Here is a 24523-nt window from a genome sequence, read left to right as displayed (position 1 = left end):
TTCTAATTGCCGCGAGCGGAAGGCTCCGGCCGATCGATTGCATTTATTTTGGGAGGAATGAATGACTACTTTGAAACGTACCGTGGCCGGCCTGGCAACGCTGGGAGCGATGATCGCCTACACGGCTTCCGGGGCCCTTGCGGAGGAGTGCAAGAACCCCGACACGCTGGTCTTCTCCATCATCCCGACGGAGGAGACGACGCAGGAGCTCGACATTTACAAGCCCCTGCTGGACAAGCTGAAGGAGAAGACCGGCAAGTCCGTCGAGTTCTTCATGCCGACCTCCTATGCCTCGGTCATCGAAGGCATGGTCAACGGCTGGGTCCAGATCGGCGTTCACGGGCCGAACTCCTATGTGCTTGCCAAGGAGAAGGACCCGAACCTCGAAGTCTTCGCCACCTATACCAAGACCAAGGGACATTTCCAGGAGGAGGGCCCGGGCTATCGCGCGGTGCTCGTCGTCAAGGCGGATTCGAAGTTCGACAGCATCGAATCCCTCAAGGGCTCGGTCGTCGGCCTTGCCGATCCGGCCAGCACCTCCGGCAACCTCCTGCCGCGCATGGTGTTCGGCGAGACGATCGGCACCGGGCCGGAGCTGGAGAAGTATTTCTCCAAGGTCGTCTATACCGGCGGTCATGACCAGTCGGCGCTCGCCGTCAAGGAGGGCCGTGTCGATGATGCCTTCGTCGCGACGCACCGGCTCGACAACGTCATCGACCGCGGCCTCGCGGCCAAGGAGGATTTCCGGGTGCTCTGGCAGTCCGACATCATTCCGCAGGATCCGATGGTCTACCGGGGCGATCTCTGCGAGCCGCTGAAGGCCTCCATTCGCGAGGCGTTCCTGACGCTGCACGAGGATCCGGCGGCAAAGCCGTTCTTCGACGGCATCGCCTCGACGAAGTTCGTCGCCATGAACGACAGCGACTACGATATCATCCGCAAGCTCGTCGCAGCGGAAAAGGCGGCAAGCCAGTGAGACACGAAAAGAACATCGCCGAGAGCCGCGCGACGCGCGGCTCCACGGCTGACACGGTGGCGTCCATGTCGATCCTGCAAGTGCGCAACCTCAAGGTCAGCTATGCGGCCAGCGGCCCGCAGATCCTCAAGGGCATCGATTTCGCCGTCGACGGCGAGGATTTCTGCGCCGTCATCGGACCGAGCGGCGCGGGCAAGTCGACGCTGATCCGCTGTATCAACCGGCTCGTCGAGCCGACGGAGGGCGATATCGTCCTGTTTGGCCAGTCGGTGCGGCCGTTGCGGGGAAGCGAGTTGCGGCATCTGCGCCGGCGCATCGGCATGATCTTCCAGGAATTCAACCTGGTGAACCGCATGTCGGTCATGGACAATGTGCTCTCGGGCCGCCTCGGCTATACCGGCGCCTTCCGCAGCTTCTTCAAGGCCTTCCCGCGCGAGGATATCGACAGGGCGCTGCACCTGCTCGAACGCGTCGGCCTGCAGGATCACGTAGACAAGCGCGCGGATGCGCTTTCCGGTGGCCAGCGCCAGCGCGTCGGCATCGCCCGCGCATTGATGCAGAAGCCGGAAATCCTGCTGCTCGACGAGCCGACCTCGGCGCTCGACCCGAAGATATCGCGCGACGTGATGCGGTTGATCCGGGAGCTTGCGATGGAGTTCAAGGTTCCGGTCCTGTGCAACATCCACGATGTCCAGTTGGCGCTCGAAAGCTGCAACCGCATCATCGGCATGCAGGACGGCTACAAGAAGTTCGACGGGCCGTCGAAGGGGATGCGCAAGCAGGACCTCGACGAGATCTACGCCATGGAGGTGCTGTGATGAGCCTGGCGGCAACCTCTGTTTCTGAGCACGGCTTCGACGCCTGGCTCGCCCACAAGCGCAGCCGCCGCATCAAGAACTGGCTGATCGTGGCGGCAGGCGCCGCCGTGCTGGCCTGGTGCGTCCGCGATACGATCCTGTTCGACACCGACTGGGCGCGCATGGGCGGTGCGCTCGGCATTGGCGGCACGCTCGAACGCTTCTTCTGGGTCGACTGGTCGCTCGCGCCGAAGCTTCTCGTGCCGGCGCTCGAAACGCTGATGATGGCGACGCTCGGCACCATTCTCGGCTGCATCCTGTCCTTGCCCGTCGCCTGGTTCGGTGCGGCGAATGTCACGCCAAGCCGCTTCATCCTCTATCCGCTGGGCCGCTTCCTGATGGTGCTGTCCCGCTCGATCCACGAGATCATCTGGGCGCTGCTGTTCGTCGGCGCCGTCGGTCTCGGCGCCTTGCCCGGCATTCTGGCCGTCGCGATGCGCTCCATCGGTTTCATCTCGAAGATCACCGCGGAAGCGATCGAGAACATCGATCCGAAGCCCGTCGAGGCGATCAGGGCCGTCGGCGGCAACCAGTTCCAGGTCATGTATTACGGCATCGTGCCGCAGATCCTGCCGGTCATCATCGGCACTATCATCTTCGAGTGGGACATCAACATCCGCCGCTCCGCGATCATGGGCCTGGTCGGCGCCGGTGGCCTCGGCCTCGTCTTCTTCCGCCAGATGGCGATGTTCAACTATGGCGGCGTGACGCTTGTGGTCCTTGCGGTCCTCGCGCTGATCGCGCTCGGCGAGGTGGTATCCCATTTCGCGCGCAAGGCAGTCATCTAGGAGGCGGCAATGGCACTCGCATCTCTACAATCCATCCCCGCCGCGCCGCGCCGCTGGTCGCGCTATCGCCACCCGCAATCGACTATCCGTTTCGCCGTGCTGCTGGCCGTCCTGACGTTCCTCGCCTGGTCCGTCGCCTTCCTCAACGTCGATCTCCTGCGCATCCTCGGTGCCTTCCCGCGGCTGGCGGAGATCCTCGCCACCCGCTATTTCCCGCCGGATCTGAACTATGTTTCCGACGCGGATTTCATCCGATCGGTCATCCGCACGCTGGAAATGTCGCTGCTCGGCGGTTTCTTCGGCGTGGTCTTCTCCATCCCGCTCGCCTGGCTTGCCGCGCGCAACATCACGATCAGCCGGCGCGTCGCCTATCCCTTGGGCCGCTTCGCCATCATGGGCAGCCGCTCGATCCACGAGACGATCTGGACCATCCTCTTCGTCACCGTGCTCGGCTTCGGCATGCTGGCCGGCACGCTCGCGCTCACCGTCTTCTGCATCGGCTTTGCCGGAAAACTCTTCTCCGACGAGCTGGAGGCGATCGACATGGGACCGGTGGATGCGATGCGCTCGGTCGGCGCCAGTCCGCTGCAGGTCTTCCAGTATGCGGTCTTGCCACAGGTGCGTGTCGCCTTCACCGGCATCGCGATCTACACTTGGGACGTTGCCTTCCGCGCGGCGACCGTCGTCGGCTTCTTCGGCGGCGGCGGCATGGGCTGGTACCTGAAACGCACCACTCAGCAGCTCGAGTCTACCCGCGTCGCGGCGATACTGCTGGTGATCATCGCTCTCGTTCTGATCGCGGAAATCGGATCCGGATGGCTGCGGCGACGGATTTCCAGAATGCGCTAACGGGGGTGGCCGTTCGGCGACCAGGACACCGATCCAGCCGAGAACACGCCGTGATCCCGATCGAAAGCAACGACTGGCTGCTCCAGGTATACGGTGGGGATGGCTTGTAATCGGCGGCGCTTGGCCAGGATTTGCCATTCAGCCTTTGCGTGATGCGGGAAGCGACATCCTCCACGAACCCGTCTGCCGCCTGCCTGCCGGCCTTTCAGGCCTCGATCCGCCGGTCTGCGCTGCCTTTGGGCAGGTGCAGGGCTGGAGCGGTGGACCACCGGCCGGGCCGGGGAGCGGACTGGTATGACAATCTGATCGAAATGGACACTGCCCTTGAATCCGGTTCACGATAGGAAGGGTCCCCAAGGCACGGGGAGCCTCGAAGGGCCCGGGGAGTGAATCGGCAGATGGATGAATTCGACTATGTGATCGTCGGTGCGGGCTCGGCGGGCTGCGTGCTGGCGAACCGCCTTTCCGACGGCGGGCGGCATCGCGTGGCGCTGCTGGAGGCCGGCGGCAGCGACCTGAACTTCTGGGTGCGCATGCCGATCGGCTATGGCAAGGCCTTCTATCACGACAGGCTGAACTGGAAGTACCTGACGGAGCCGGTGCCGGGTTTCGACGGCCGCCAGTCCTATTGGCCGCGCGGCAAGGTGATCGGCGGGTCCAGCTCGATCAACGCCATGGTGTTCATCCGCGGGCAGGCCGAGGATTTCGACGGCTGGCGCGCGCTTGGCAATCCGGGATGGGGTTATGAGGACGTCCTGCCGCTCTTCCGGCGCATGGAGAACAATGTCGCCGGTGCCGATGAATGGCGCGGGAAAGGCGGGCCGCTGACCGTCACCAATATCGAGGGGGTCGTGCATCCGCTCTGCCGGAACTATCTCGCCGGCGGCGCCGAGGCGGGCCTGTCGCGCAATCCGGATTTCAACGGCGCGACGCAGGAGGGCATCGGCATCTACCAGATCACGACGCGCAACGGCTTCCGCTGCTCGACGGCGACCGCCTATCTCGCCCCCGCCCGCAGGCGGGCGAACCTGCGCGTGATCACGGCCGCACATGCGACCCGCGTGCTGTTCGACGGCAAGCGGGCGGTCGGCGTCGAATACAGGCAGGGTGGAGAGGCCCGGCAGGTTCGCGCGCGGTGCGCGGTCATCCTGGCCGCGGGGGCGGTCAACACGCCCCAGTTGCTCCAGCTTTCCGGCGTCGGCGATCCGGCCCTCTTGAAGCGCCACGGCATCGATGTCGTGCATGCCGCGCCGGCTGTCGGGCGAAACCTGCAGGACCATATCGGCTTCGATCATCTCTACAGGAGTCGGCAGCCGACGCTCAACGACGTGCTGCGGCCCTGGTTGGGGCGGCTGCGGGTAGGGCTGCGTTACGTGCTGACGAGGAGCGGCCCGCTCTCGCTCAGCGTGAACCAGGGCGGCGGCTTCTTCCGCACCAGCCCGGAGCGCGCGCGCCCGAACATGCAGCTCTATTTCTCCCCGGTCAGCTATACCCGCGCCCTTCCCGGCCGGCGGGCGCTGATGAGCCCGGATCCCTTTCCCGGCTTCCTGGTCGGCGTGTCCAATTGCCATCCGACGAGCCGCGGGCAGCTCGCCATCCGCTCCGCCGATCCCTTCGCCGCGCCGGAAATCCAGCCCAACTACCTTTCGACGGAAGAGGACGTGCAGGAACTGCTGGAAGCCGCGCATTTCCTGCGGCGCCTTTCGCGCACCGGTCCGATGCGCGAGATCATCGAGGAGGAGATTCGCCCAGGCCCCGCGATTCTTGATGACGAGGACCTGATCGCCGACATCCGCTCGCGCTCCGGCTCGGTGTTCCACCCCTGCGGCACCTGCGCCATGGGGCCGGATGCGACGACATCCGTGGTCGATCCGCGCCTGCGCGTCCACGGCCTGGAGGCGCTGCGCGTCGTCGATGCCTCGGTCTTCCCGCGCATCACCGCGGGAAACCTCAACGCACCGACCATCATGGTGGGCGAAAAGGGGGCCGACCTCATCCTTGCCGATACGCGCTGAGACGCGGGCGCGTTTCAGGCGCTGATGCGACTCCGGCCTTCCGCCTTGCGCATGTCCTTCAGGACCGTGCCGAGCGTTTCCGCCGCGCTTGCGATCATGCGCGGCGGGGCGGAGCTGAAGCCGAGGACGAGGCCGCGCTGGCGCACCGGCGTGATGGCGAAGCGGCCGATCGGCGAGACGAGCACATTCCGCTCGGCCGCGCGACGGGCGACGGCAAGTTCGTCAAGACCCTCGGCGAGGCTGCCGACCGTGTGGAAGCCCGTTTCGGTGGGGGCGACATCCAGCAGGCCGGCCATATGGCGGGAGGCTCCGTCCAGCAGCGCCTGAAGCCGCTCGGCGTAGACGCGCCGCATGCGCCGGATATGACTGGCGAAATGGCCACATTCGATGAAGCTCGCGACGACCGATTGGAGGCTCGCGGGCGAGCCCTGCAGGGTCGCCCCGGCGATGCGGTAGAAGATATCGACCAGGCCAGGCGGCGCGACGACATAGCCGAGGCGCAGCGCCGCGAACAGCGTTTTCGAGAAACTGCCGACATAGATGACGCGGCCGGACGTATCGACGCTTTTCAGCGTCGGTGGCGGGTGGCCGGCATAGTGGAACTCGCCGACATAGTCGTCCTCGATGATCCAGGCGCCGGCCCGTTCGGCGGCGCGCAGCAGCTCGAAGCGGCGCTGCAGGCTCATCGTCACGCCGAGCGGATGCTGGTGGGCGGGCGTCACGAAGGCGAGGCGGAAATCCGGTGCGATCTCCAGCCCCTCGGCGACATTGATGCCCTCCTCGTCGATGCTGAGCGGCACCAGCCGCGCGCCCGAGGAAATAAGGCTGTTGCGCGCGCCGATCGCGCCGGGGTTCTCGATCCAGACCGCATCGCCGGGATCGAGCAGGGTATTGCCGATGCGGTTGAAGGCGTCCTGAGCGCCATTGAAGATGAAGACCTGCTCCGGCTCGCAGATGATGCCCCGGTTGGCGCGCAGATGCATCGCGACGGCGCGGCGCAGCTCCGTCAGGCCCTCGGCCGGCGGATAGCCGAGCAGGAGGTTGCGCGGCTGGCGCCAGTAGCGCGCGACCATGCTCGCCCAAAGCGCCATCGGGAACTCGTCGAAGGCCGGGATACCGGTGATGAAGGGCCGCGGGTTTTCCGGATGGGCGAGGCGGGGAAAATAGTGCTCGGAGGCGTCCGCGCTGAGCTGGGCAAGGCGCGGCGGGCTGCGGATCTCGTCTCCGGCCGGGCTTTCCGGGGTCCTGGCTGGCCGACCGTCGCGCAGGGTGTCCGTGACATAGGCCCCGGCGCCGATGCTGGAGCGGATCAGCCCTTCGGCGGCGAGCTGCTCGTAGACGCTGATGGCCGTGGTGCGCGAGACGCTGTGATCCTTCGCCAGCGTGCGGCTGGAAGGCAGGCGCTCGCCGGGCTGGAGCCTTCCGGAAAGAATCATGTCGCGCAGCGCCGAGCAGAGCTGGGCGCTGATCGGCGTACGGGAACTGCGGTCGAACTGCAGCGTGGGCAGCAGCGCGCCGCCCGGATATTTTACCATCTCGCCCTCCGGCCTGTCGTCCCGCCGCAATAGTGGTCCGCTACGAAAAGCAAAGTGGACCTTCTCGCTCGAAGATTTTCCGATGATTGTCGGACCAGTTCGCGGCGTCAAGGGCTCATTGCTCGCCAGACGCCTTCGCCAGAGGACAGACCGGACCGCCATGAAGATCAAACGCATCGAGACCTTCTGCAATCGCCATGTCGGCTTCGTCCGCATCACCGACGAGACCGGCGCGACCGGCTGGGGCCAGGTCTCGGCCTACCATTCCGACATCACGTCCGAGGTGCTGCACCGCCAGGTCGCGCCCTATTCGCTCGGAACCGAGATCGTCGATCTCGATGACCATCTCGACCGCATCTTCGAGCGCGAGCACAAGTTTCCGGGCTCCTACCTCTACCGAGCGATGTGCGGCCTCGACACGGCGATCTGGGACCTGCGCGGCAAGAAGGCCGGCAAGCCGGTTGCCGCACTGCTCGGCGGCTCGGCGGGTCCGCTGCGCGCCTACGCCTCCTCGATGAAGCGCGACATCACGCCGGCCGACGAGGCCGAGCGGTTCAGGCGGCTGCGCGGCGAATACGGTTTCGATGCCTTCAAGTTCCGCGTCGGCGCGGAATGCGGGCGCAATGAAGACGAATGGCCGGGCCGGACGGAAGAGATCATCCCGACGATCGCCCGGGCCGTCGGGGAGGGGGCCGATCTGCTGGCCGATGCCAATTCCTGCTATTCCCCGGCCCGCGCCATCGAGGTCGGCCGTATCATGCAGGACAACGGCCTCGTGCACTATGAAGAGCCGTGCCCCTATTGGCAGCTCGAACAGACGAAGCAGGTGACCGAGGCGCTCGACATCGACGTCACCGGCGGCGAGCAGGATTGTGATCTCGCCACCTGGCGGCGCATGATCGAGATGCGGGCCGTCGACATCGTGCAGCCCGACATCTGCTATCTCGGCGGCATCAGCCGGACGCTGCGCGTGGTGCGCATGGCCGAGGCCGCCGGCCTGCCGGTGACGCCGCACGCCGCCAATCTCTCCATGGTGACGCTTTTCACCATGCATCTGCTGCGCGCCATCCCGAACGGCGGCAAATACCTCGAATTCTCGATCGAGGGCGAGGATTACTATCCATGGCAGGACGGCCTCTTCCGCAAGTCGCCCTATGCCATCGTCGATGGCAAGGCGACCGTGACCGAGGAACCCGGCTGGGGCGTGGAGATCGATCCGGAATGGCTGGCGCGTTCCAGCTACCAGATGAGCGAGGCGAATTGAGATGAGCACCGAAACCCTCGTCGGCGAATATTTTGCCAGCGGCACGCTTTCCGGCCTGCCGTCGGGACATTTCATCGACGGCACGTTCGTTGCTGCTTCGGGCGGCCGCACGATGGAGACGTTTGACCCCGGCGCCGCCCGCTCCTACCACGCCTTCGCCGCCGGCGATGCCGGCGATGTGGACCGGGCGGTCGCCGCCGCCCGCCAAGCCCAGCGCGCCTGGGGGCGCACCAAGGCGAGCGCCCGCGGCGCGATCCTCCTGCGCGTGGCCGAACTCATCCGGGCGGAGGCGGCGCGGCTTGCCGTGGTGGAAAGCCTCGACAGCGGCAAGGCCCTGCAGGAGGCGGAAGGCGACGTTGCGGGCGCCGCGCGCTGCTTCGAATATTACGCCGGCGCCGCCGACAAGATCCAGGGCGACACCTTTCCGCTTGGTGTCGACTACATCGGCTATTCCATCGAGGAACCGGTCGGCGTCACCGCCCATGTCATTCCCTGGAACTACCCGCTCTCGACGGCCGCCCGCAGCATCGCGCCGGCGCTCGCCGCCGGCTGCACCGTGGTCGCCAAGCCCGCCGAGCAGACGCCGCTGACGGCGTTGATGCTGGCCGATATTCTCGCCCGCGCGGGCCTTCCGGCCGGTGTCTGCAATGTCGTCACCGGCACGGGCGCGGAAGCGGGCGGGCCGCTGGTCGCGCATCCGGATGTCCGCCACGTCACCTTCACCGGCTCCGTGCCGACGGGCATCCGCGTAATGCAGTCGGCCGCTGCGAACGTCACCAGCGTCGTGCTCGAACTCGGCGGCAAGTCGCCGGTCGTCGTCATGGCCGATGCGGACATGGACGCCGCCGTGGAGGGCGTGCTCGGTGCGATCTACGAGAATGCCGGGCAGATCTGCTCCGCCGGTTCGCGCCTCGTCGTCGAGCGCGGGGTGCATGCCGAACTGGTCGAGCGTCTCGCCAAACGTGCGGCCAGCCTCAGGCTCGGCCATGGTCTGCGCCGCCCGCAGGTCGGCGCGCTCTCCTCCGCCGCGCATCTCGACAAGGTGGCCGGCTATGTCGAGGGCGCGCGTGCGCGCGGCGTCACCATCGCCGCCGGCGGCCGAAGGGCGACGGACCCGCAGAGCGGCGCCGGCTGGTTCTTCCAGCCGACGATCCTCGACGCGGTGACGGCGGACGATCCCGTCATCCAGGAGGAGATTTTCGGCCCCGTTCTCTCCGTGCAGGTCGTCGACGGCGAGGAGGAGGCCGTGGCGGTGGCGAACGGCACCGATTTCGGCCTCGTCGCCGGCATCTACACAAGCGATTTCGGCCGTGCCCACCGCATGGCGCGCGATATCGACGCCGGCCAGGTCTACATCAACGAATATTTCGCCGGCGGCATCGAGGTTCCCTTCGGCGGCAACAAGCTGTCCGGCTTCGGCCGCGAGAAGGGCTTTGCGGCGCTGTGCAGCTACACGCGCACGAAAAGCCTGACGGCGAAGATCGGCTGATCGTCATAATGGTCTTACGGCAAGGAGATAATGGACCTTTCGGGGAAGCCAATCTCGTCCTTTGATGCCAGCGGCTAGAAATCGGGAACAGAGCGTCATCGACGGGAGCGAGATGGCCCTCCATGGGAAAGAACGCCGGAAAAACGGCGACTTGCAACAGCCAAACGGAAGAGGAGAACAGCATGAAAACGACATTCGCGCTCGCCGCGACGACGGCGCTTGCCCTGTTCATGGCAGGCAATGCGGCGCAGGCCGAGACCCTGCGCCTGCTCACCTGGGGCGGTTATGCGCCGGACAACGTCATCAAGCTCTTCGAGGAGGCGAATCCCGACATCACCGTCGAGGTGACGCTGTCCAACAACGAGGAGATGGTCGCAAAGCTCCGGGCGACCGGCGGCGCGGGCTACGACCTCGCCCAGCCGAGCCATGACCGCATCTTCGCGGCCCAACAGGAATACAACATCTACAAGCCGCTCGACCTCTCGAAGATCGAGACGGCGAACCTGGCGCCGAACCTGCTCGACGGCGTGAAGGCCAATGCGACCATCGATGGCAACCTCTATGCCGTGCCGCATCAGTGGGGTACGTCCGGCATCGTCGCCGACATTTCCAAGGCGCCGAACGTCAAGGGCTGGGGCGACCTCTGCAATCCGGACTACAAGGGCCGCACCTCGATGCGCCTGCGCCGCACCATCCTGCTCGGCACGGCCTTCTCGCTCGGCAAGGACCCGTTCGCGCTCTATGGCGACAAGGCGGCCTACCAGACGATGCTCGACGAGGTGACGGAAAAGCTGATCGCCTGCAAGGACAACGTCAAGACCTACTGGAACGGCGGCGACGACCTTTCGACGCTGCTGCTCTCCGGTGAGGTGGTCGTCTCGGAGGCCTGGGATTCCACGGCCTTCAAGCTCTATGGCGAGAACAGGAACCTCGTCTATGTGCCGCCGGAAACCGGTGCGCTCGCCTGGATCGACACCTTCGTCATCCCGCGCAAGGGCGAGGCGGACGATGCGGCCTACAAGTGGATCAACTTCGTCATGAAGCCCGAGATCGTCAAGCTGATGTCGGATTCCACCGGCGCCATCGCCGCGGTCAGCAACGGCATCGATCTCCTGCCGGACGACAAGAAGGCCGCCGTCAAGGCCGCCTTCGACGAGCAGGACCTCGCCAACCTCAAGTTCTTCGCCAATATCCCGGCGGGGCTGGAGGACATGGAAGGCAAGGCGCTGGAGCGCATCAAGGCCGCGACGTCCAACTGATCGCCCTCCAGGGCAGTTCCGGCCGGCCGAGGGCGTCCTTGGCCGGCTGCTTTCCAGATGGCCGCAAAAGCGCGCCGCGAGCAATGAGCACTCCATGCACGATCTTCAATGCGAAAGCCTGAGCAAGCGGTTCGGCGCCTATACTGCCGTCGACAGCGTGTCCTTCGATGTCCCGCGCGGATCCTTCTTCTCGATCCTCGGCCCTTCCGGCTGCGGCAAGACCACGCTGATGCGCATGATCGCCGGCTTCGAGACGCCGACGAGCGGCGACATCCGCATCAAGGGCCGGTCCGTGCTTTCGACGCCGCCGAACAAGCGCCCCGTCAAGATGGTGTTCCAGCATCTCGCGCTCTTCCCGATGATGAATGTCGGCGAGAACATCGCCTATGGCCTGCGCTGCCGCGGCGAGAACAGGGCTGACATCGCCCGCAAGGTGGCGACGGTGCTCGACCGCGTCGGCCTGCCCGGCACGGCGGAAAAGCAGGTCTCCCAGCTCTCCGGCGGTCAGAAGCAGCGCATCGCGATCGCCCGCTGCATGGTGCTCGAACCGGACGTGCTGCTGCTCGACGAGCCGCTCGGCGCGCTCGACCTGAAACTGCGCGAGCGCATGAAGATCGAGCTCAAGCAGCTCCAGCATCAGTTCGAGACGACCTTCCTCTACATCACACACGACCAGTCGGAGGCGCTTTTGATGTCCGACAATGTGGCGGTCATGAATGCCGGCGAATTCGAGCAGATCGGCGCGCCGCAGGACCTCTACAACAATCCGAAGACCGGTTTCGTCGCCGGCTTCGTCGGCGACAGCAACCGCTGGCCCGGCCGCGTCCTCTCGGTCTCGGACGGCAAGGTGCGCGTGGCGATCGACGGCGGCGGCGAGGCGATCGCGCTCGCCGGGGACGAGCGCATCGCGGCCGGCGGGCCGGTCGAGCTTTTCGTGCGCCCGGAGGTCATCTCGATCGGCGCCGGCAGCGAGAACACGCTCGGCGGCACCGTCGAAAGCCTGCTGTTCAACGGCGCGAGCAGCCGCATCCTCGTGCGCATGGCGAATGGCCACCTCGTCGAGGTCGGCCAGGCGGTGATGGACGGTTCGGTCAGCATTGCGCCCGGCGAAACGGTCGAGATCGGCTGGAGCCGGAGCCACGGCCGCGCCCTCTCCATTGCGGGGTGAGGGCGATGGCGCGCACCGATATCGGAAAACTTTCGCTCATCCTGCTCTTCGCCCCCTTCGCGCTGTGGATCGCGCTGCTGATCATCCTGCCGCAGCTCGGTATCGGCTATATCTCGCTACGCGAGAAGGTGGGGCCGGGTGAATATACGTTCGGCTTTGCGAACTACATCGCCTTCCTCTCGGAGCCGATCTACTGGAACACGCTGCTGCGCACCGCCTGGATGTCGATCCTGGTGACGGCCATGGCGCTCGCTGTCGGTTTTCCCGTCGCCTATTACATCGCCAAGATCGCCCATCGCCGCTCGCGCGCCGCGCTCTTCCTGATGTGCCTCATCCCGCTCTGGGTGAGCGATCTCGTGCGGGCCTTCGGCTGGATCGTCATCCTGCGCGAAACCGGTCTCGTCTCCAGCTTTCTGCAGAAGATCGGCCTCGTCAGCGGCCCGGTCGAACTGCTCTACAATGACGCCACCGTCGTCATGGGCCTCGTCTACACGGTCGTGCTCTTCATGATCGTGCCGCTCGTCTCCACGCTTGACGGCATGGACAATTCGCTGATCGAGGCGGGCTACAATCTCGGCGGCAGCCGCTTCACCGTCTTCCGCCGCATCGTCGTGCCCTATGCCATGCCGGGCATCGTCGCCGGCTGCATCATCGTCTTCATGCTGACGGCGGGCAGCTACCTCACGCCCATCCTGCTCGGCGGCAAGAACAGCATGTGGTTCACCGAGCAGATCTACGAACAGTTCGTGACGCGCTACAACTGGGAATCGGGTGCGACCTTCGGCGTGCTGCTGCTCGTCTTCACCTCGTTCGTCGTCTGGTTCGGCCTGCGGCTCACCGGCCAGAGCCTCGCCTCCACCGTCGCAAAGGACTGACCATGAACGTCGCGGCCCCGCAATCGCCTTTCCTGCAATGGCTCTATCGCGGCTACATGCTGGCGTTCCTGTTGTATCTCGCCGCCCCGCTCTTTGCCGCCGGCATGTTCGCCTTCAACGATTCCATGTTCCCGGCGCTGCCCTGGAACGGCTTCACGCTCGACTGGTTCTTCAGCAGCACCGAGCCGAAGATCGGCATGTTCCATGATCGGCGCCTGCTGCGCGGCCTGCAGAATTCGCTCTATATCGGCGTCATCGTCTCGGCGCTCGCCGTCGCCGCGGGCACCTGCAACGCCTTCCTCTTCGAGCGCAAGCAGTTCCCGGCGAAGAATTTCTTCTACATCCTGATGATCGTGCCGCTGGTCATTCCCGGCGTCATCCTCGGCATCTCGATCCTCGTCTTCGCCAGCATGATCGCCAACGGCCTCGAAGAAACCTTCGGCATCGAATGGGACTTCCTGCGTCCCGGTCTCTTCCTCGTCATCCTCGGCCAGTTCTCGTTCCTGACGACCATCACCTCGCTGGTCATCGCCGCGCGCCTGCGCAAATTCGACATCTCGCTGGAGGAAGCCGCGCTCAATCTCGGCGCGACGCGGCTGCGCGTGCTGATGACGGTGACGCTGCCCTATCTGATGCCCGCGCTCTTCTCCGCCTTCGTCGTCGCCTTCCTCGTCTCCTTCGAGAACTTCAACACGACGCTGATGCTGGTCGGCTCCGACGCGCCGCTGACCATCACCATGTACGACCGCATGGTGAAGGTCGGCTCGACGCCGGTGCTGAACGCCGTCTCGTTCTTCCTGATGGTGGGCTCCGGAGCGCTGGCACTGCTCAGCGTGGTGGTTCAGCGCGGGAAGGAGTGAGCCGCACCCCGGGCCACCCATTTGCGGCGCAGGGTCGGTTATGCTGCAGCCCTGATTCCTGGTTTGTTTGCAAAGCGCCGTCCTGTCACTCGACGGATTGGCCGGCCTCCAGGAACGGTGCGTTTTCGCGGAGATGGATGACCGTTGGGCCATCCGCGGCGAAGGCGGCCTTTACCGCGGCTTCCAGCTCGGCAAAACTGCCCGGCTGGGCGGTGCGGCAGCCATAGGCTTCGGCGAGCTTGACGAAATCCGGATTGTGCTGGTTGACGCCGATTGTCGGGATGTCGCGGGCGATCATGCCGTCGCGGATCTGGGCGAGGCTGTCGTTGTTCCACAGGATGATGGCGAGCGGCAGCTTGTTCTCCACTGCGGTGCCGAGTTCCTGGAGCGTGAACTGGAACCCGCCGTCGCCGACGATGACGGCGACCGGCGTCTCGGGGCTTGCGATCTTGCCGCCGATCGCCGCCGGGAGCGCATAACCGAGCGTACCGAAGCCGGCCGGGAAATGCCAGGTGCGGGGCAGGGCGCTGCGGTAGAAGGCATAGCCGGTATAGGCGAGCTGCGTCATGTCGGTATAGACCACGCCGTCGTCGGGGATGGCGTTGCGCAGGCTGTCGAGCACGCGGACGTGTTTCTGTTCGAGCGGCGTTAGGGCGCTGCGTTCGGCGGCGCGCAGTTCGGCGATGGCGTTGGAACTCCTGAAGCCTTCGGCCTGGGCGAGCCTTTCGGCGATCGCCGAGAGCGCGAGTCTCGAATCCGCCTCCATGGCGACATCGACGTCGTAGTCGCGCACCAGGGTTGCCGGGTCGATGTCGATGCGGATGATTTTTCCGCGCATCGGCAGCGGGCCGTCGAGCCAGATATCGGGTTCGGCCAGCTCGGTGCCGACGAGCAGCACGGCGTCCGCATCGTGCACGAAGGCCTGGGTGGCGCCGCGGTCGACCGTCACCTCAAGGGCGAGCGGGTGGTCGTCGGGCAGGATGCCCTTGGCCGCGATGGTCGGAATGACGGCCGCGCCGATCGTTTCCGCGAGCGCCTTGACTTCGGCGGCGGCCGGGACCGCGCCGCCGCCGGCAAGGATCACCGGCCGCCTGGCGGCGTTGAGGATCGCGGCGGCGGCCTCGACCTGTGCCACGTCCGGCGCGCGGCGGCGGGCGGTGCTGCGCCGGTTCGCCGGCTTGTCGTCGGGCGCCTTGAAGACGTCGAGCGGGATGGAGAGGTGGACGGGACGCGGGCGGCCGCTTTCGAAGAGGGCGAAGGCGCGGGCGATGTATTCGCGCACCTGGTCGGGGCTGGTGGCCGTCTCGGAGAAGGCGGTGAGGGGACGGGTGACGGCGGACTGGTCGGTGATCTCGTGCAGCATGCCACGGCCCATGCCGAGGTCCTTGTTGGCGGCGACCGATGTGATGACCAGCATCGGCACGCTGTCGGAATAGGCCTGGCCGATGGGCGTTGCGGCATTGGTGACGCCGGGGCCCGATATCAGCACGCAGACGCCCGGCTTGCCGGACATGCGGGCATAGCCGTCTGCCATGAAGCCGGCGCCCTGTTCGTGGCGCACGCCGACATGCCGGATGCCGGCAGCGTCCATGCCGCGATAGGCTTCGAGCGTGTGCACGCCAGGCATGCCGAAGACGGTGTCGACGCCGTAGGCCTTCAAAATCTGCATCAGGCGGCTGCCGCAGGAAATGGTCTCGTTCATGGAAGGATCCGTTCGGAAAAATCGGTGTCAGGGTTTGGCGGCGTCTTCGAGGCCCATCCAGATCGAGCCGTATTCGTCGGCGACGACCATCAGGCTCGCGCCGAGATCTTGCGCGAAGGCCCGCTCGGTGCGCGACCAGGCGGGCATGATCCAGGGTTTGCCGGCTTTCGCGGCGGCCCCGGCGATCTTCTTGAGGTCCGCCTTGTCGGCATCCGTGTTGCGATAGGCGCCGCGGCCGGAATCGAGCGAGAGGTCGCTCGGGCCGACGAAGAGGCCGTCGACGGTCGGCAGCGCGAGGATCGCCTCGACGTCTTTCAGCGCGGCGGCGGATTCGATCATCGGGTAGCAGCGCGTCTTGGCGTTTTCGTTGTCGTAGTAGTCGGGCTTCACGCCGCCGTAGCGGGCAGGGCGCGTGCCGGAGAAACTGCGCGTGCCGAGCGTCGGGTACTTGGCCGAGGCGGTGACGCGGAGGGCGTGCGCGACATCGCCGATATGGGGGATGATGACGCTGTCGGCGCCCATGTCGAGCGCCTGCTGGATCGGGATCGCCTCCGGCCCCAGCACCTTGGCGTGCATGGTCATGCCGAGCGCCTTGCCGAGCGCGATGATGCGATCCAGCGCTTCGAGGTCGAACAGGCCGTGCTCGATATCCAGCACGACATGGCGATAGCCGATGTCATGGGCGATCTCGATCATCGCCTGGTGCGGGGTGGAGAGCCAGACGGCGAGGTTGTTCAGCGTATCAGCCATGGGCGGCTCCATCCTTCTTCTGCCGCTCGGCGATCATGGCGGCGATATCGACGAGATCCTGTAATTTTGCCCCAGTGCGGATGCGCGCCACCCAGCTTCCCTCGTCCTCCTGGTCGGCGAGCGCGATGTCGGAGATGCCCGCCACTTCGGCGGGCGGCAGGACGAGGATGCCGCAATCGTCGGCGAGGATCGCATCGCCCGGATTGACGGTGACGCCGCCGCAGGAGACGGGGATGTTGCAGCCCCCGCCGAGATTGAGCAGCTTCGTGGTGATGGGCGAGACGCCGCGCGCCCAGGTCGGCACGCCCGCCTCGCGGATGGCGGCGGGATCGGTGATCATGCCGTCGACGATGACGCCGGCAAGGCCGCGTTCCCTGGCGACCGCCGCCATGAACCCGCCCCAGGCGGCATGACGCTCGTCGCCGGCCCGGTCGATGACGAGGATGTCGCCCGGCCGCACCCGGTCCATCGCGTGGTAGAGCAGGGTGGAATCGGGGCCGGGGATCGAGACGGTCTGGGCGGTGCCGGCGACGCGCACGCCGTCGATCAGCGGGCGCAGGTCGTTGCGCATGAAACGGTCGTGCAGATAGTGGCCGACGGTCGCCGCCTCGACGCGGGCGAAGCGGGCGAGCAGGTTGGCGTCGAGTTGCGGCGCGGGATCGGCGATCCGGTAGGATTTGATCGACATGATATGGAAATGTCCTATTGCGTGAGAAGTCTGATGGCGGCCGGCTCGCAGGCGAGCGTGCCGGGCTCTCCGGTCTGCGGGGTCGGGCGGCCGTCGCCGTTGCGAAGGCGGGCGTGCAGGCGGGTGCCGTCGGCAAGCGTCAGGCCGTAGACGGTGTCGGTGCCGATATAGACAGCCCCGCTGACCGTGCCGGCAAAGCGGATCGTCCCGCCGGCCTCGCCCTCGACGAAGTGCAGCGCCTCCGGGCGGATGGCGAGCGTGCAGGGATCGCCGGCTTGCACGGGCAGGGTGCAGGGCATCTCGAACCGGCCGCCAGCGGCCTCCACGGTGAGGCGATCGTCGCTGCGGCCGAGAACACGCGCATCGATGAGGTTCATGTCGCCGATGAAGCCGGCGGTGAAACGGTTGGCGGGGCGCTCATAGATATCGGCCGGGCCGCCGACCTGCTGGACGGTGCCGTTGTTCATCACCGCGATGCGGTCCGACATGGTCAACGCCTCCTCCTGGTCATGGGTGACGAAGATGAAGGTGATGCCGAGCTTGCGCTGCATCTCCTTCACCTCCATCTGCATCTCCCGCCGAAGCTTGAGATCGAGCGCACCGAAGGGTTCGTCGAGCAGCAGGACGGAGGGGCGGTTGATCAGCGCGCGGGCGAGCGCCACGCGCTGTTGCTGGCCGCCTGACAGAGCCGAGGGCTTGCGGTCGACGGCGTGGCCCATGTGCACGCTTTCGAGCGCGGCCTGCACGCGCTGGCGGATCTCGTCCTTTGCAACGCCCTTCACCGAAAGGCCGAAGCCGACATTCTCGCTGACGGTAAGATGCGGGAAGAGCGCATAGCTCTGGAACACGGTGTTGACGTTGCGCTGGTGGGCGGGAACGCCGGTCACCTCCTTGCCGTCGAGCAGCAGGCGGCCGGAGGTCGGCTCCTCGAAGCCGGCGATCATGCGCAGCGTCGTCGTCTTGCCGCAGCCGGAGGGGCCGAGGAAGGTGAAGAACTCGCCCGCCTTGATGGTGAGGTTCATCCGGTCGACGGCATAGGTCGTCTCGCCGCCGGCGGCGCCGAAGGCTTTTCGGATATCGATCAGTTCGATGGCGGCACGGCTCGCGCCGGCCGTCCCTGTCGTGGTGTCAGGCGGCATATCGTTCGAAACTCGCGATGGAAAGGAGGGGCGGCCGGAGATCGGCTTCCGGCCGCCGAAAGCGCGTTACTGGGCGGTCTTCACCTTGGTCCAGCCGTCCTGGTAGAGTTTCGTCGCATCCCCCACGTCGAGGATGAAGTCGGCCTTCATCAGCTTGTCCTCCGGCGGATAGATCGCGGCGTTCTCCGCCACCTCCTTCGGCAGCAGCGCCTTGGCCTCGTCGATGACGGTCGCCGATTTCGACAGGTCCGCCGCCTTGGCGGCGACCTCCGGCCGCATGATATAGTCGATGAACTTGTAGGCTTCCTCGACGTTCTTCGCCGATGCCGGAATGGCGAAGCCATCGATCCACATCGAGCCGCCTTCATCCGGAATGACGTATTTGACGTTCGGGTTCGTCGCCATCACCTGGGCGATCGAGCCGTTCCAGCCCTGCACGATGCAGGCTTCGCCCGAGGCGACGAGGTCGCCGAAATTCGTGCTGTTGTAGCCGCCGAGCACCTTCTTCTGCTCGATCAGCGACTGGGTCGCCTTCTCGATCTCTTCCGCGTTGGTGGTGCCGGCCTTGAAGCCGTTGACCTGCAGGCCGGCAATGTAGGCGGCCAGCATGTTGTCGAGCATGTAGATGCGGCCTTCGTACTGCGGGTCCCACAGCGCCTTCCAGCTCGTCGGCGGCGTCTTCACGCAGTCTTCGTTATAGGCAAAGCCGGTTGTGCCCCAGATATAGGGTACGGACCATTTCTGGCCGGGGTCGAAGGAGACCTCCCTGAACGGGGCGCCGAGATTGCCGAGATTGGGGATTTTCGTGTGGTCGAGTTCCTTCAGCAGGCCCTGCTTGGCGAGCACCTGCACGGTGTACTGGCTCGGCTCGATCAGGTCGTAGCCGCTGGCGCCGGCCGAAAGCTTGGCCATCATCGTTTCGTTGGAATCGTAGGTGTCGAAGGTCACGGTGATGCCGGTCTCCTTCGCAAAATCGTCGACGATCTCCTGCGGCACTTCGCCGGACCAGGCATAGATGTTGAGTTCGGCGGCCGAGGCGCCCGATGCGAAGGCGATCAGGCTGACCGAGGTGAAAAGGGTTCTCCAGTTTTTCATTGTCGCATTCCCCATTTTGGTTGGTGGTTATGATGGTTTGCGGACCGTCTTGAGATAGCGTCCCATGACGATCAGGATGACGAGCACGTTGACGGCGATCAGCATCGCGCCGAGCGCGTTGATCTTCGGCGTGAGGCCGGTCTTCAGCATGGCGTAGATCTGGATCGGCAGCGGCGTGGAGCCAACGCCGGAGACGAAGGTCGAGACGACGAAATTGTCGAAGGAAATCACCGCGCAGAGCAGGAAGGCGGAGAGAATGGCGGGTGCCAGCAGCGGTAGCGTCACGCGCAGGAAAACCTGCCGCCCGTTCGCGCCGAGATCGGCGGCCGCCTCGTCGAGGCGCGGATCGAGGCCCGAGGCGGCGGCGCGCACGATGAGGAAGCTGAACGGGATCGACACGAGGACATGCCCGGCGATCAGCGTGCCATAGCCGAGCGGAACGCCGGTCCAGACCGTCGCGACGAGCAGGCCGACAGCAAGCACGATTTCCGGCAGCACGAGCGGGGCGATGACCAGCGTCGAGAACAGGTTCTTGCCTGCGAAGGGACGCTTGACCACGGCGAGCGCCGCGCTGGTGCCGACGGCGGTTGCAAGCGCCGCCGAGGCGAACGCGACGATGACGCTGACCTGCAGGCCGGCGCGAAGGCCGCGGTCCCGGAATGCCTCGGCGAACCAGGCGAGCGAAAACCCCTCCCAGATCACCGTCGAGCGGCCGGCATTGAAGGCGTAGATCACCAGCACCAGCAGCGGGGCAAAGAGGAAGATGTAGCCGACAAGCGCGGCGACGGGCACGTAGAGCGAAAGAACCTTCCTCATGCCCGCGCCTCCTCGACCGAGCGCAATACGCGCATGTAGCAGACGATGATGACCGAGGAGATGGCGAGCAGCACGACGGAGACGGCGGCGCCGAGCGGGATGTTGCGGAAATCGAGGAAGAGCTGGACGATGAGGTTGCCGAGAATGATGCTCTTGCCGCCGCCGAGCAGCACCGGGATGGCATAGACGCCCATGGCCGGCACGAAGACGAAGAGGATCGCCGCCATGACGCCGGGCAGCGAGAGCGGGAAGGTCACCCGCCAGAAGGATTGCAGCGGCGTCGCGCCGAGGTCGTCGGCCGCTTCCAGAAGGCGCCTGTCGAGGCCGTTCAGCGCGGCGTGGATCGGCAGCACCGTCGTCGGCAGGAAGGCGTAGAGCATGCCGACGAGCACGGCCGGATAGGTGCCGATCATGCGGATCGGCTGTTCGATGAAGCCGAGGCCGAGCAGCGCGCTGTTGATCGTGCCGTTGCGGCCGAGCAGCACCATCCAGGCCGACATGCGCACGATGAAGTCGATCCAGAAGGGAATGAGGAGCAGCGCGAGCAGGATACCGGCGTAGCGGCCGGCTCTCAGCGCGATGAAATAGGCGATGGGGTAGCCGACCAGCAGGCAGACGAGCGTGGAGACGGCGGCGAGCTGGAGCGAATTGACGAAGATCGGCAGATAGATCGACTGGAAGAGTTCGCGGTAGCTCGTCAGCGTGAAGCCGAATTTCGCGCTGCCATAGGTGTCCTGCTCGGCGAAGGAGAAGGCGATGACGATCAGGATCGGGATGACCAGGAGAAGGATCGCGCTGAGGAGGGACGGGGCGAGAAGCGCCAGCGTCACGAGGTTGCCCCGGCGCGCGGCGGTCATTTGCGTGTCTCCACGCGCGCGTGGCGCGCTGGCTCCACCGGCCGGATGAGGTTCGTCGCGCTGACGGAAAGGTGCGCCTGCATCGCGGCCTCGGCCTTGTCGGGGTCGCGGCTTGCCAGGGCCTCGTGGATGACGACCATGTCCTTCAGGTCCTCGAAGAGCAGCGCCACCGGCATGCGCGAGACATAGAGGCTGCGCACCGAAAGGGCATAGAGGCGGGTCAGCGCCTGCGCGAGATAGGTGTTGCCGGAGGCCTCGGCGATCAGCTTGTGCATCTCCTCGTCGATGCCGAGATGCCATTCGATCTCCATGCGCTTCGCTTCGACGCCGGCGCGTGCCTCCTCGATCAGCGCGGCGAGGCGGTCGAGCTGGGCGTCGCTGATGCGCGTTGCCGCGAGGCGCGCGGCCCAGACTTCGGCCTGGAGGCGGAATTCCTGGAGCTGGAAGAAATCGGTGGCCGAGGTGGAGGAGACGAAATAGCCGCGCTGGGGCACCGCGAGCAGCAGGTCCTCCTGCGCCAGCCGCTGCAGGGCTTCGCGCAGCGGCGTGCGGCCGACCGAGAGCCGCTCCATGCATTCCTTCTCGTCGATCGGCGAACCCGGCAAGAGTTCCGCCTTGATGATGGCGGTGCGCAGCCCGTGATAGGCGACGTCGCTGAGGCGCATTTTCTTGGCGGAGAAGGGCTGCAAGGCTTGGTACTCCAAAAATATATTTTTAAGATATCGACTAAATATTTTCTGTCAACGGATCTTCACGAAGCGCGTCGACCGTGAAAAAGCGGCAAGCTGGATCGCCCCGGAGAACTCGGGATGGCCGGGATTTCGGGATGGCGTCCATCGGGCATCGGCTGAGGGCCTGGTCCTTCGGCGTCCAGCAGCCGAGGTGTCGTCGCGTAGGCTGGTTTTCGGTGCCGGCGACGACTGGGCTTCCGCGCGATCGAAGAGCCATCGACCGGCTGGCGCCGATTGTCCCGGCTCCTGTTTGACGTCACAATGGGAGTGGAAAGCGCGGCCGGGGCGTCTGGGTCCAGACGGCAGCCCGCTCGTGCTCTCCATGGAGCCCAACACCGCCGGAGCAGAACGTGGCCACTCTCACCAGGATGCGCGAACCCAAGAGCGGCGCAGATCCAAGACCCGGCCCGTTTTCCTCAAGCCCGCCAACCTTCGAGCACATCATCACGGGCATCGACGAGAGCTTTCTCTGGCGGCTCGATGACTATCCCTGGGAACGCAATGTCTGGAATTTTCATCCGGAGTTCGAGATCCACCTGATCCGCAAGGGGGCAGGCATTGCCTTTGTCGGCGACTATATCGGCGCCTTTTCGGCGACCTATCTCACGGTTATCGGCAGCGACCTGCCGCATGACTGGGTGACGATGACGGCGCCGGGCGAGGTGATCGAAGGGCGGGATATCGTGCTCCAGTTCCACCCCGACCGGATTCGCGAGGCGACGCGGCTGATCCCGGAATTCGCCCAACTGGAGGATTTCTTCTCCCGCGCCCAGCGCGGCCTCGTCTTCCATGGCGAGACGCTGGTCAAAGGCGCCGAGCTCGTCGAGCGCATGGGGACGGAGAAAGGCGTCGCGCGTTTTGCCCTCTTCCTTCAACTGCTCGACCTGCTCGGCGCGTCCAGTGAATACGACATTCTCTCCTCACCGGAATATTCGCCGAAGCTCGATGCCGAAACGCTCGACGCCCTCCAGCGCGCCCTCGTCTTCATCTACCGCAACTTCGCAACCGATATCCGGCTTGCGGATGTCGCGGACCTTGCCGGCATGAGCGAGAGCGCCTTTTCCCGTTTCTTCAAGAAGAACACCGGAAATACCTTCACCGATCACGTCAACAAGCTGCGCATCTGGCAGGCCTGCAAGCTTCTGGCGGAAAGCGACATGCCGATCACCGACATCTGCTTCGAGGTCGGCTACATGAACATTTCCAATTTCAACCGCACCTTTCTGCGCCAGCACCGCATGACGCCCTCGGCCTATCGGCGCTTGGCTCCCCATCGCCGGGCCATGCGTGACGATCCTGCTGCAAGCCGATGAAACCTTGCGAAAACCATGCAGAATTTTCGCACTGCAGCATAATATTCCGCATTAAAGTATAGAATCGCTGCATCAGGCGCGCTAGTTCCCCCGTCTCCCTTCGCTAGTATCAGCACCAGCGAAGATATTCGCTGACAGATTGGCGCCGGCACGAGGAGGTCGAGCCGCGCCGACCACCGGATCCTTAGGGGAGGTTCATCCATGAAATCCGTGAAGACGCTCGCTTCGAGCATCGCCTATGCATGCCTTCTTGCCGGCTCGGTCTCGTCGATCGCGCTGGCTGCGGAGTGCTCCGGCACGATCCGCGTTCTCGCCCAGCCGCGCGACGGCCTGACGCTTCTGGAAGGGCACAAGGACGAGTTCAAGAAACTCTCCGGCGGCGCATCCTTCGAGATCGACTATCTCAACGAGAACGACCGGCGCGCCAAGACCAAGGCCGATGCCTCCACCATCGGCAAATACAACGTGTACTATGTCGACGAAGCGAACGTGGCGCTCTTTGCTTCCTCCGGCTGGGTGGCGCCGCTTTCCGACTATTATCCCGCCGAATACGACTATGCCGACTTCGATCCCGGTCGCCAGAAGGTCGCGACCTATGACGGCAAGGCCTGGTTCGCGCCCGTCACGGGCGGCGGCGACCTGATGGTCTACCGCAAGGACCTCCTGGACGCTGCGGGTATCAAGCCCCCGACGACGCTCGATGAACTGAAGGATGCCGTCCAGAAGCTGCACCAGCCGGACAAGGGCGTTTACGGCATTGCGCTGCGCGGCCAGCGCGGTTCGGGCGCCAATGTCTGGCGCTGGATGCCCTACTTCAAGGGCCTTGGCGGGGAATGGTTCGACGGCAATACGCCCGTCTTCAACGGCGAGGCGTCCGTCAAGGCGACGGAGACCTATCTCGATCTCTTCAAATATTCCGCGCCCGGCACGCAGACCGGCAGCTGGGATGAATCGACGGGCGCATTCCTCTCCGGCCAGGTCGCCATCCTGATCGAATCGACGCCGCTCGCTGGCCTCGCGATCGATCCGAAGACCTCGCAGGTCGTCGGCAAGGTCGGTTACCTGCCGCCCCCGACGCCGCTGACGGGCGGCGGCTACGGCCATGGCCTTGCCATCGGCACCAAGGCCAATCCGGACGAGGCATCCAAGGCCTGCGCCGGCCTTTTCATCGCCTGGGCGACGTCGAAGGAGAATGAGCAGCGGCGCCTTGAAGCCAATCAGTTCGGTGAGCTGAACCGCACCAGCATCATGGCGAGCGATGCTTTCGCCAAGCTCTATGGTCCGGACCTCGGTCAGGCGCTTGCCGACACCGGCAAGGTCACGGCGGTCAATTTCTGGCAGAGCGCGCTCTGGCCGGATCTCGGCGACCGCTGGGGCATCATCCTGGAAGAACTGATCACCGGCTCGCGCTCCGACATCAAGGAAGGCCTTGCCGAACTCGAAGGCTTCGCCAAGGACCTCGTCGCCCGCAGCCAGTAAACCTTTGAGCCGCGCGGC

At 65.4% G+C, this 24523-nt stretch carries 22 protein-coding genes; 13 read left to right on the top strand and 9 right to left on the bottom strand.

The window, feature by feature from the left end:
• Positions 1-61: 61 nt before the first annotated feature.
• The 5 genes from shn_RS17300 (at position 62) to shn_RS17280 (ending at position 5485) form a co-directional block, all read left to right on the top strand.
• Complete coding sequence (locus shn_RS17300; RefSeq protein ID WP_064331520.1) at positions 62-976, top strand: phosphate/phosphite/phosphonate ABC transporter substrate-binding protein; 915 nt, start codon at positions 62-64, stop codon at positions 974-976.
• Entirely contained in the window at positions 973-1794 is an 822-nt protein-coding gene (gene phnC / locus shn_RS17295; RefSeq protein WP_245337315.1) for a phosphonate ABC transporter ATP-binding protein, read from the top strand. Before shn_RS17300 ends, phnC begins: the two co-directional genes overlap by 4 nt.
• Positions 1794-2621 carry a phosphonate ABC transporter, permease protein PhnE gene (phnE, locus tag shn_RS17290; protein ID WP_064331519.1) on the top strand — a complete coding sequence of 276 codons (828 nt, stop codon included), beginning with the start codon at positions 1794-1796 and terminating at the stop codon, positions 2619-2621. Before phnC ends, phnE (shn_RS17290) begins: the two co-directional genes overlap by 1 nt.
• A gap of 9 nt (positions 2622-2630) precedes the next feature.
• A complete protein-coding gene (gene phnE, locus shn_RS17285) occupies positions 2631-3470 on the top strand; it encodes a phosphonate ABC transporter, permease protein PhnE (RefSeq protein WP_064331518.1) in 840 nt (279 codons plus the stop codon).
• Between the two features lie 398 nt (positions 3471-3868).
• Positions 3869-5485, top strand: coding sequence for a GMC family oxidoreductase (locus tag shn_RS17280; RefSeq protein ID WP_064331517.1), 1617 nt, complete (start codon positions 3869-3871; stop codon positions 5483-5485).
• A 14-nt stretch (positions 5486-5499) separates the two neighbouring features.
• On the opposite strand, the gene shn_RS17275 is transcribed toward shn_RS17280, so the two are convergent.
• Positions 5500-7020 carry a PLP-dependent aminotransferase family protein gene (locus tag shn_RS17275; protein ID WP_064331516.1) on the bottom strand — a complete coding sequence of 507 codons (1521 nt, stop codon included), beginning with the start codon at positions 7018-7020 and terminating at the stop codon, positions 5500-5502.
• Positions 7021-7180: 160 nt separating this feature from the next.
• On the opposite strand from shn_RS17275, the gene shn_RS17270 reads away from it, so the two are divergent.
• The 6 genes from shn_RS17270 to shn_RS17245 all read left to right on the top strand — a co-directional run bounded on the left by shn_RS17270 (position 7181) and on the right by shn_RS17245 (position 13935).
• Positions 7181-8284 carry a mandelate racemase/muconate lactonizing enzyme family protein gene (locus shn_RS17270; protein ID WP_064331515.1) on the top strand — a complete coding sequence of 368 codons (1104 nt, stop codon included), beginning with the start codon at positions 7181-7183 and terminating at the stop codon, positions 8282-8284.
• 1 nt (position 8285) lies between these two features.
• On the top strand, positions 8286-9773 hold the full coding sequence (locus shn_RS17265; protein ID WP_064331514.1) for an aldehyde dehydrogenase family protein: 1488 nt from the start codon (positions 8286-8288) through the stop codon (positions 9771-9773).
• A gap of 182 nt (positions 9774-9955) precedes the next feature.
• Entirely contained in the window at positions 9956-11032 is a 1077-nt protein-coding gene (locus shn_RS17260) for an extracellular solute-binding protein (protein WP_064331513.1), read from the top strand.
• 94 nt (positions 11033-11126) lie between these two features.
• Complete coding sequence (locus shn_RS17255; protein WP_064331512.1) at positions 11127-12200, top strand: ABC transporter ATP-binding protein; 1074 nt, start codon at positions 11127-11129, stop codon at positions 12198-12200.
• A 5-nt stretch (positions 12201-12205) separates the two neighbouring features.
• A complete protein-coding gene (locus tag shn_RS17250; protein WP_064331511.1) occupies positions 12206-13075 on the top strand; it encodes an ABC transporter permease in 870 nt (289 codons plus the stop codon).
• A 2-nt stretch (positions 13076-13077) separates the two neighbouring features.
• Complete coding sequence (locus tag shn_RS17245) at positions 13078-13935, top strand: ABC transporter permease (RefSeq protein WP_064331510.1); 858 nt, start codon at positions 13078-13080, stop codon at positions 13933-13935.
• Between the two features lie 85 nt (positions 13936-14020).
• Here the strand turns inward: shn_RS17245 and shn_RS17240 are convergent, their stop codons facing one another.
• From shn_RS17240 to shn_RS17205, 8 genes are all read right to left on the bottom strand, one after another.
• The gene (locus shn_RS17240) at positions 14021-15637 is read right to left on the bottom strand and encodes a 5-guanidino-2-oxopentanoate decarboxylase (protein ID WP_064331509.1); all 1617 of its coding nucleotides are present in this window, start codon (positions 15635-15637) and stop codon (positions 14021-14023) included.
• A 27-nt stretch (positions 15638-15664) separates the two neighbouring features.
• Positions 15665-16387, bottom strand: coding sequence for an HpcH/HpaI aldolase/citrate lyase family protein (locus tag shn_RS17235; RefSeq protein ID WP_245337314.1), 723 nt, complete (start codon positions 16385-16387; stop codon positions 15665-15667).
• Positions 16380-17075: an RraA family protein gene (locus shn_RS17230; protein ID WP_064331508.1), complete on the bottom strand. Its 696-nt coding sequence runs from the start codon at positions 17073-17075 to the stop codon at positions 16380-16382. Before shn_RS17230 ends, shn_RS17235 begins: the two co-directional genes overlap by 8 nt.
• Positions 17076-17089: 14 nt before the next feature.
• Positions 17090-18214: an ABC transporter ATP-binding protein gene (locus shn_RS17225; RefSeq protein WP_064331507.1), complete on the bottom strand. Its 1125-nt coding sequence runs from the start codon at positions 18212-18214 to the stop codon at positions 17090-17092.
• A gap of 66 nt (positions 18215-18280) precedes the next feature.
• Positions 18281-19309 carry a PotD/PotF family extracellular solute-binding protein gene (locus tag shn_RS17220; protein ID WP_064331506.1) on the bottom strand — a complete coding sequence of 343 codons (1029 nt, stop codon included), beginning with the start codon at positions 19307-19309 and terminating at the stop codon, positions 18281-18283.
• A gap of 27 nt (positions 19310-19336) precedes the next feature.
• A complete protein-coding gene (locus tag shn_RS17215) occupies positions 19337-20125 on the bottom strand; it encodes an ABC transporter permease (protein WP_064331505.1) in 789 nt (262 codons plus the stop codon).
• A complete protein-coding gene (locus shn_RS17210; RefSeq protein WP_084438112.1) occupies positions 20122-20982 on the bottom strand; it encodes an ABC transporter permease in 861 nt (286 codons plus the stop codon). Before shn_RS17210 ends, shn_RS17215 begins: the two co-directional genes overlap by 4 nt.
• On the bottom strand, positions 20979-21671 hold the full coding sequence (locus shn_RS17205) for a GntR family transcriptional regulator (protein ID WP_064331504.1): 693 nt from the start codon (positions 21669-21671) through the stop codon (positions 20979-20981). The genes shn_RS17210 and shn_RS17205 overlap by 4 nt, the downstream gene beginning before the upstream one ends.
• Positions 21672-22081: 410 nt before the next feature.
• Between shn_RS17205 and shn_RS17200 the strand changes: the two genes are divergently transcribed.
• Both shn_RS17200 and shn_RS17195 read left to right on the top strand, forming a co-directional pair.
• Positions 22082-23026 carry an AraC family transcriptional regulator gene (locus shn_RS17200; protein ID WP_064331503.1) on the top strand — a complete coding sequence of 315 codons (945 nt, stop codon included), beginning with the start codon at positions 22082-22084 and terminating at the stop codon, positions 23024-23026.
• 201 nt (positions 23027-23227) lie between these two features.
• On the top strand, positions 23228-24505 hold the full coding sequence (locus tag shn_RS17195; protein WP_084438110.1) for a sugar ABC transporter substrate-binding protein: 1278 nt from the start codon (positions 23228-23230) through the stop codon (positions 24503-24505).
• Positions 24506-24523 lie beyond the last annotated feature (18 nt).

The organism is Shinella sp. HZN7, assembly GCF_001652565.1.
Lineage (GTDB): Bacteria > Pseudomonadota > Alphaproteobacteria > Rhizobiales > Rhizobiaceae > Shinella > Shinella granuli.
Note: the sequence above shows the minus strand (reverse complement) of the source record. Positions and strands in the feature narration are given on the sequence as shown.

Excerpts from the sequence above, each read along its gene's own strand:
- shn_RS17300 (WP_064331520.1), top strand. The coding sequence starts at position 62 with ATGACTACTTTGAAACGTACCGTGGCCGGCCTGGCAACGCTGGGAGCG.
- phnE (WP_064331519.1), top strand. The coding sequence starts at position 1,794 with ATGAGCCTGGCGGCAACCTCTGTTTCTGAGCACGGCTTCGACGCCTGG.
- phnE (WP_064331518.1), top strand. The coding sequence starts at position 2,631 with ATGGCACTCGCATCTCTACAATCCATCCCCGCCGCGCCGCGCCGCTGG.
- shn_RS17280 (WP_064331517.1), top strand. The coding sequence starts at position 3,869 with ATGGATGAATTCGACTATGTGATCGTCGGTGCGGGCTCGGCGGGCTGC.
- shn_RS17275 (WP_064331516.1), bottom strand. The coding sequence starts at position 7,020 with ATGGTAAAATATCCGGGCGGCGCGCTGCTGCCCACGCTGCAGTTCGAC.
- shn_RS17270 (WP_064331515.1), top strand. The coding sequence starts at position 7,181 with ATGAAGATCAAACGCATCGAGACCTTCTGCAATCGCCATGTCGGCTTC.
- shn_RS17265 (WP_064331514.1), top strand. The coding sequence starts at position 8,286 with ATGAGCACCGAAACCCTCGTCGGCGAATATTTTGCCAGCGGCACGCTT.
- shn_RS17260 (WP_064331513.1), top strand. The coding sequence starts at position 9,956 with ATGAAAACGACATTCGCGCTCGCCGCGACGACGGCGCTTGCCCTGTTC.
- shn_RS17255 (WP_064331512.1), top strand. The coding sequence starts at position 11,127 with ATGCACGATCTTCAATGCGAAAGCCTGAGCAAGCGGTTCGGCGCCTAT.
- shn_RS17250 (WP_064331511.1), top strand. The coding sequence starts at position 12,206 with ATGGCGCGCACCGATATCGGAAAACTTTCGCTCATCCTGCTCTTCGCC.
- shn_RS17245 (WP_064331510.1), top strand. The coding sequence starts at position 13,078 with ATGAACGTCGCGGCCCCGCAATCGCCTTTCCTGCAATGGCTCTATCGC.
- shn_RS17240 (WP_064331509.1), bottom strand. The coding sequence starts at position 15,637 with ATGAACGAGACCATTTCCTGCGGCAGCCGCCTGATGCAGATTTTGAAG.
- shn_RS17235 (WP_245337314.1), bottom strand. The coding sequence starts at position 16,387 with ATGGCTGATACGCTGAACAACCTCGCCGTCTGGCTCTCCACCCCGCAC.
- shn_RS17230 (WP_064331508.1), bottom strand. The coding sequence starts at position 17,075 with ATGTCGATCAAATCCTACCGGATCGCCGATCCCGCGCCGCAACTCGAC.
- shn_RS17225 (WP_064331507.1), bottom strand. The coding sequence starts at position 18,214 with ATGCCGCCTGACACCACGACAGGGACGGCCGGCGCGAGCCGTGCCGCC.
- shn_RS17220 (WP_064331506.1), bottom strand. The coding sequence starts at position 19,309 with ATGAAAAACTGGAGAACCCTTTTCACCTCGGTCAGCCTGATCGCCTTC.
- shn_RS17215 (WP_064331505.1), bottom strand. The coding sequence starts at position 20,125 with ATGAGGAAGGTTCTTTCGCTCTACGTGCCCGTCGCCGCGCTTGTCGGC.
- shn_RS17210 (WP_084438112.1), bottom strand. The coding sequence starts at position 20,982 with ATGACCGCCGCGCGCCGGGGCAACCTCGTGACGCTGGCGCTTCTCGCC.
- shn_RS17200 (WP_064331503.1), top strand. The coding sequence starts at position 22,082 with ATGCGCGAACCCAAGAGCGGCGCAGATCCAAGACCCGGCCCGTTTTCC.
- shn_RS17195 (WP_084438110.1), top strand. The coding sequence starts at position 23,228 with ATGAAATCCGTGAAGACGCTCGCTTCGAGCATCGCCTATGCATGCCTT.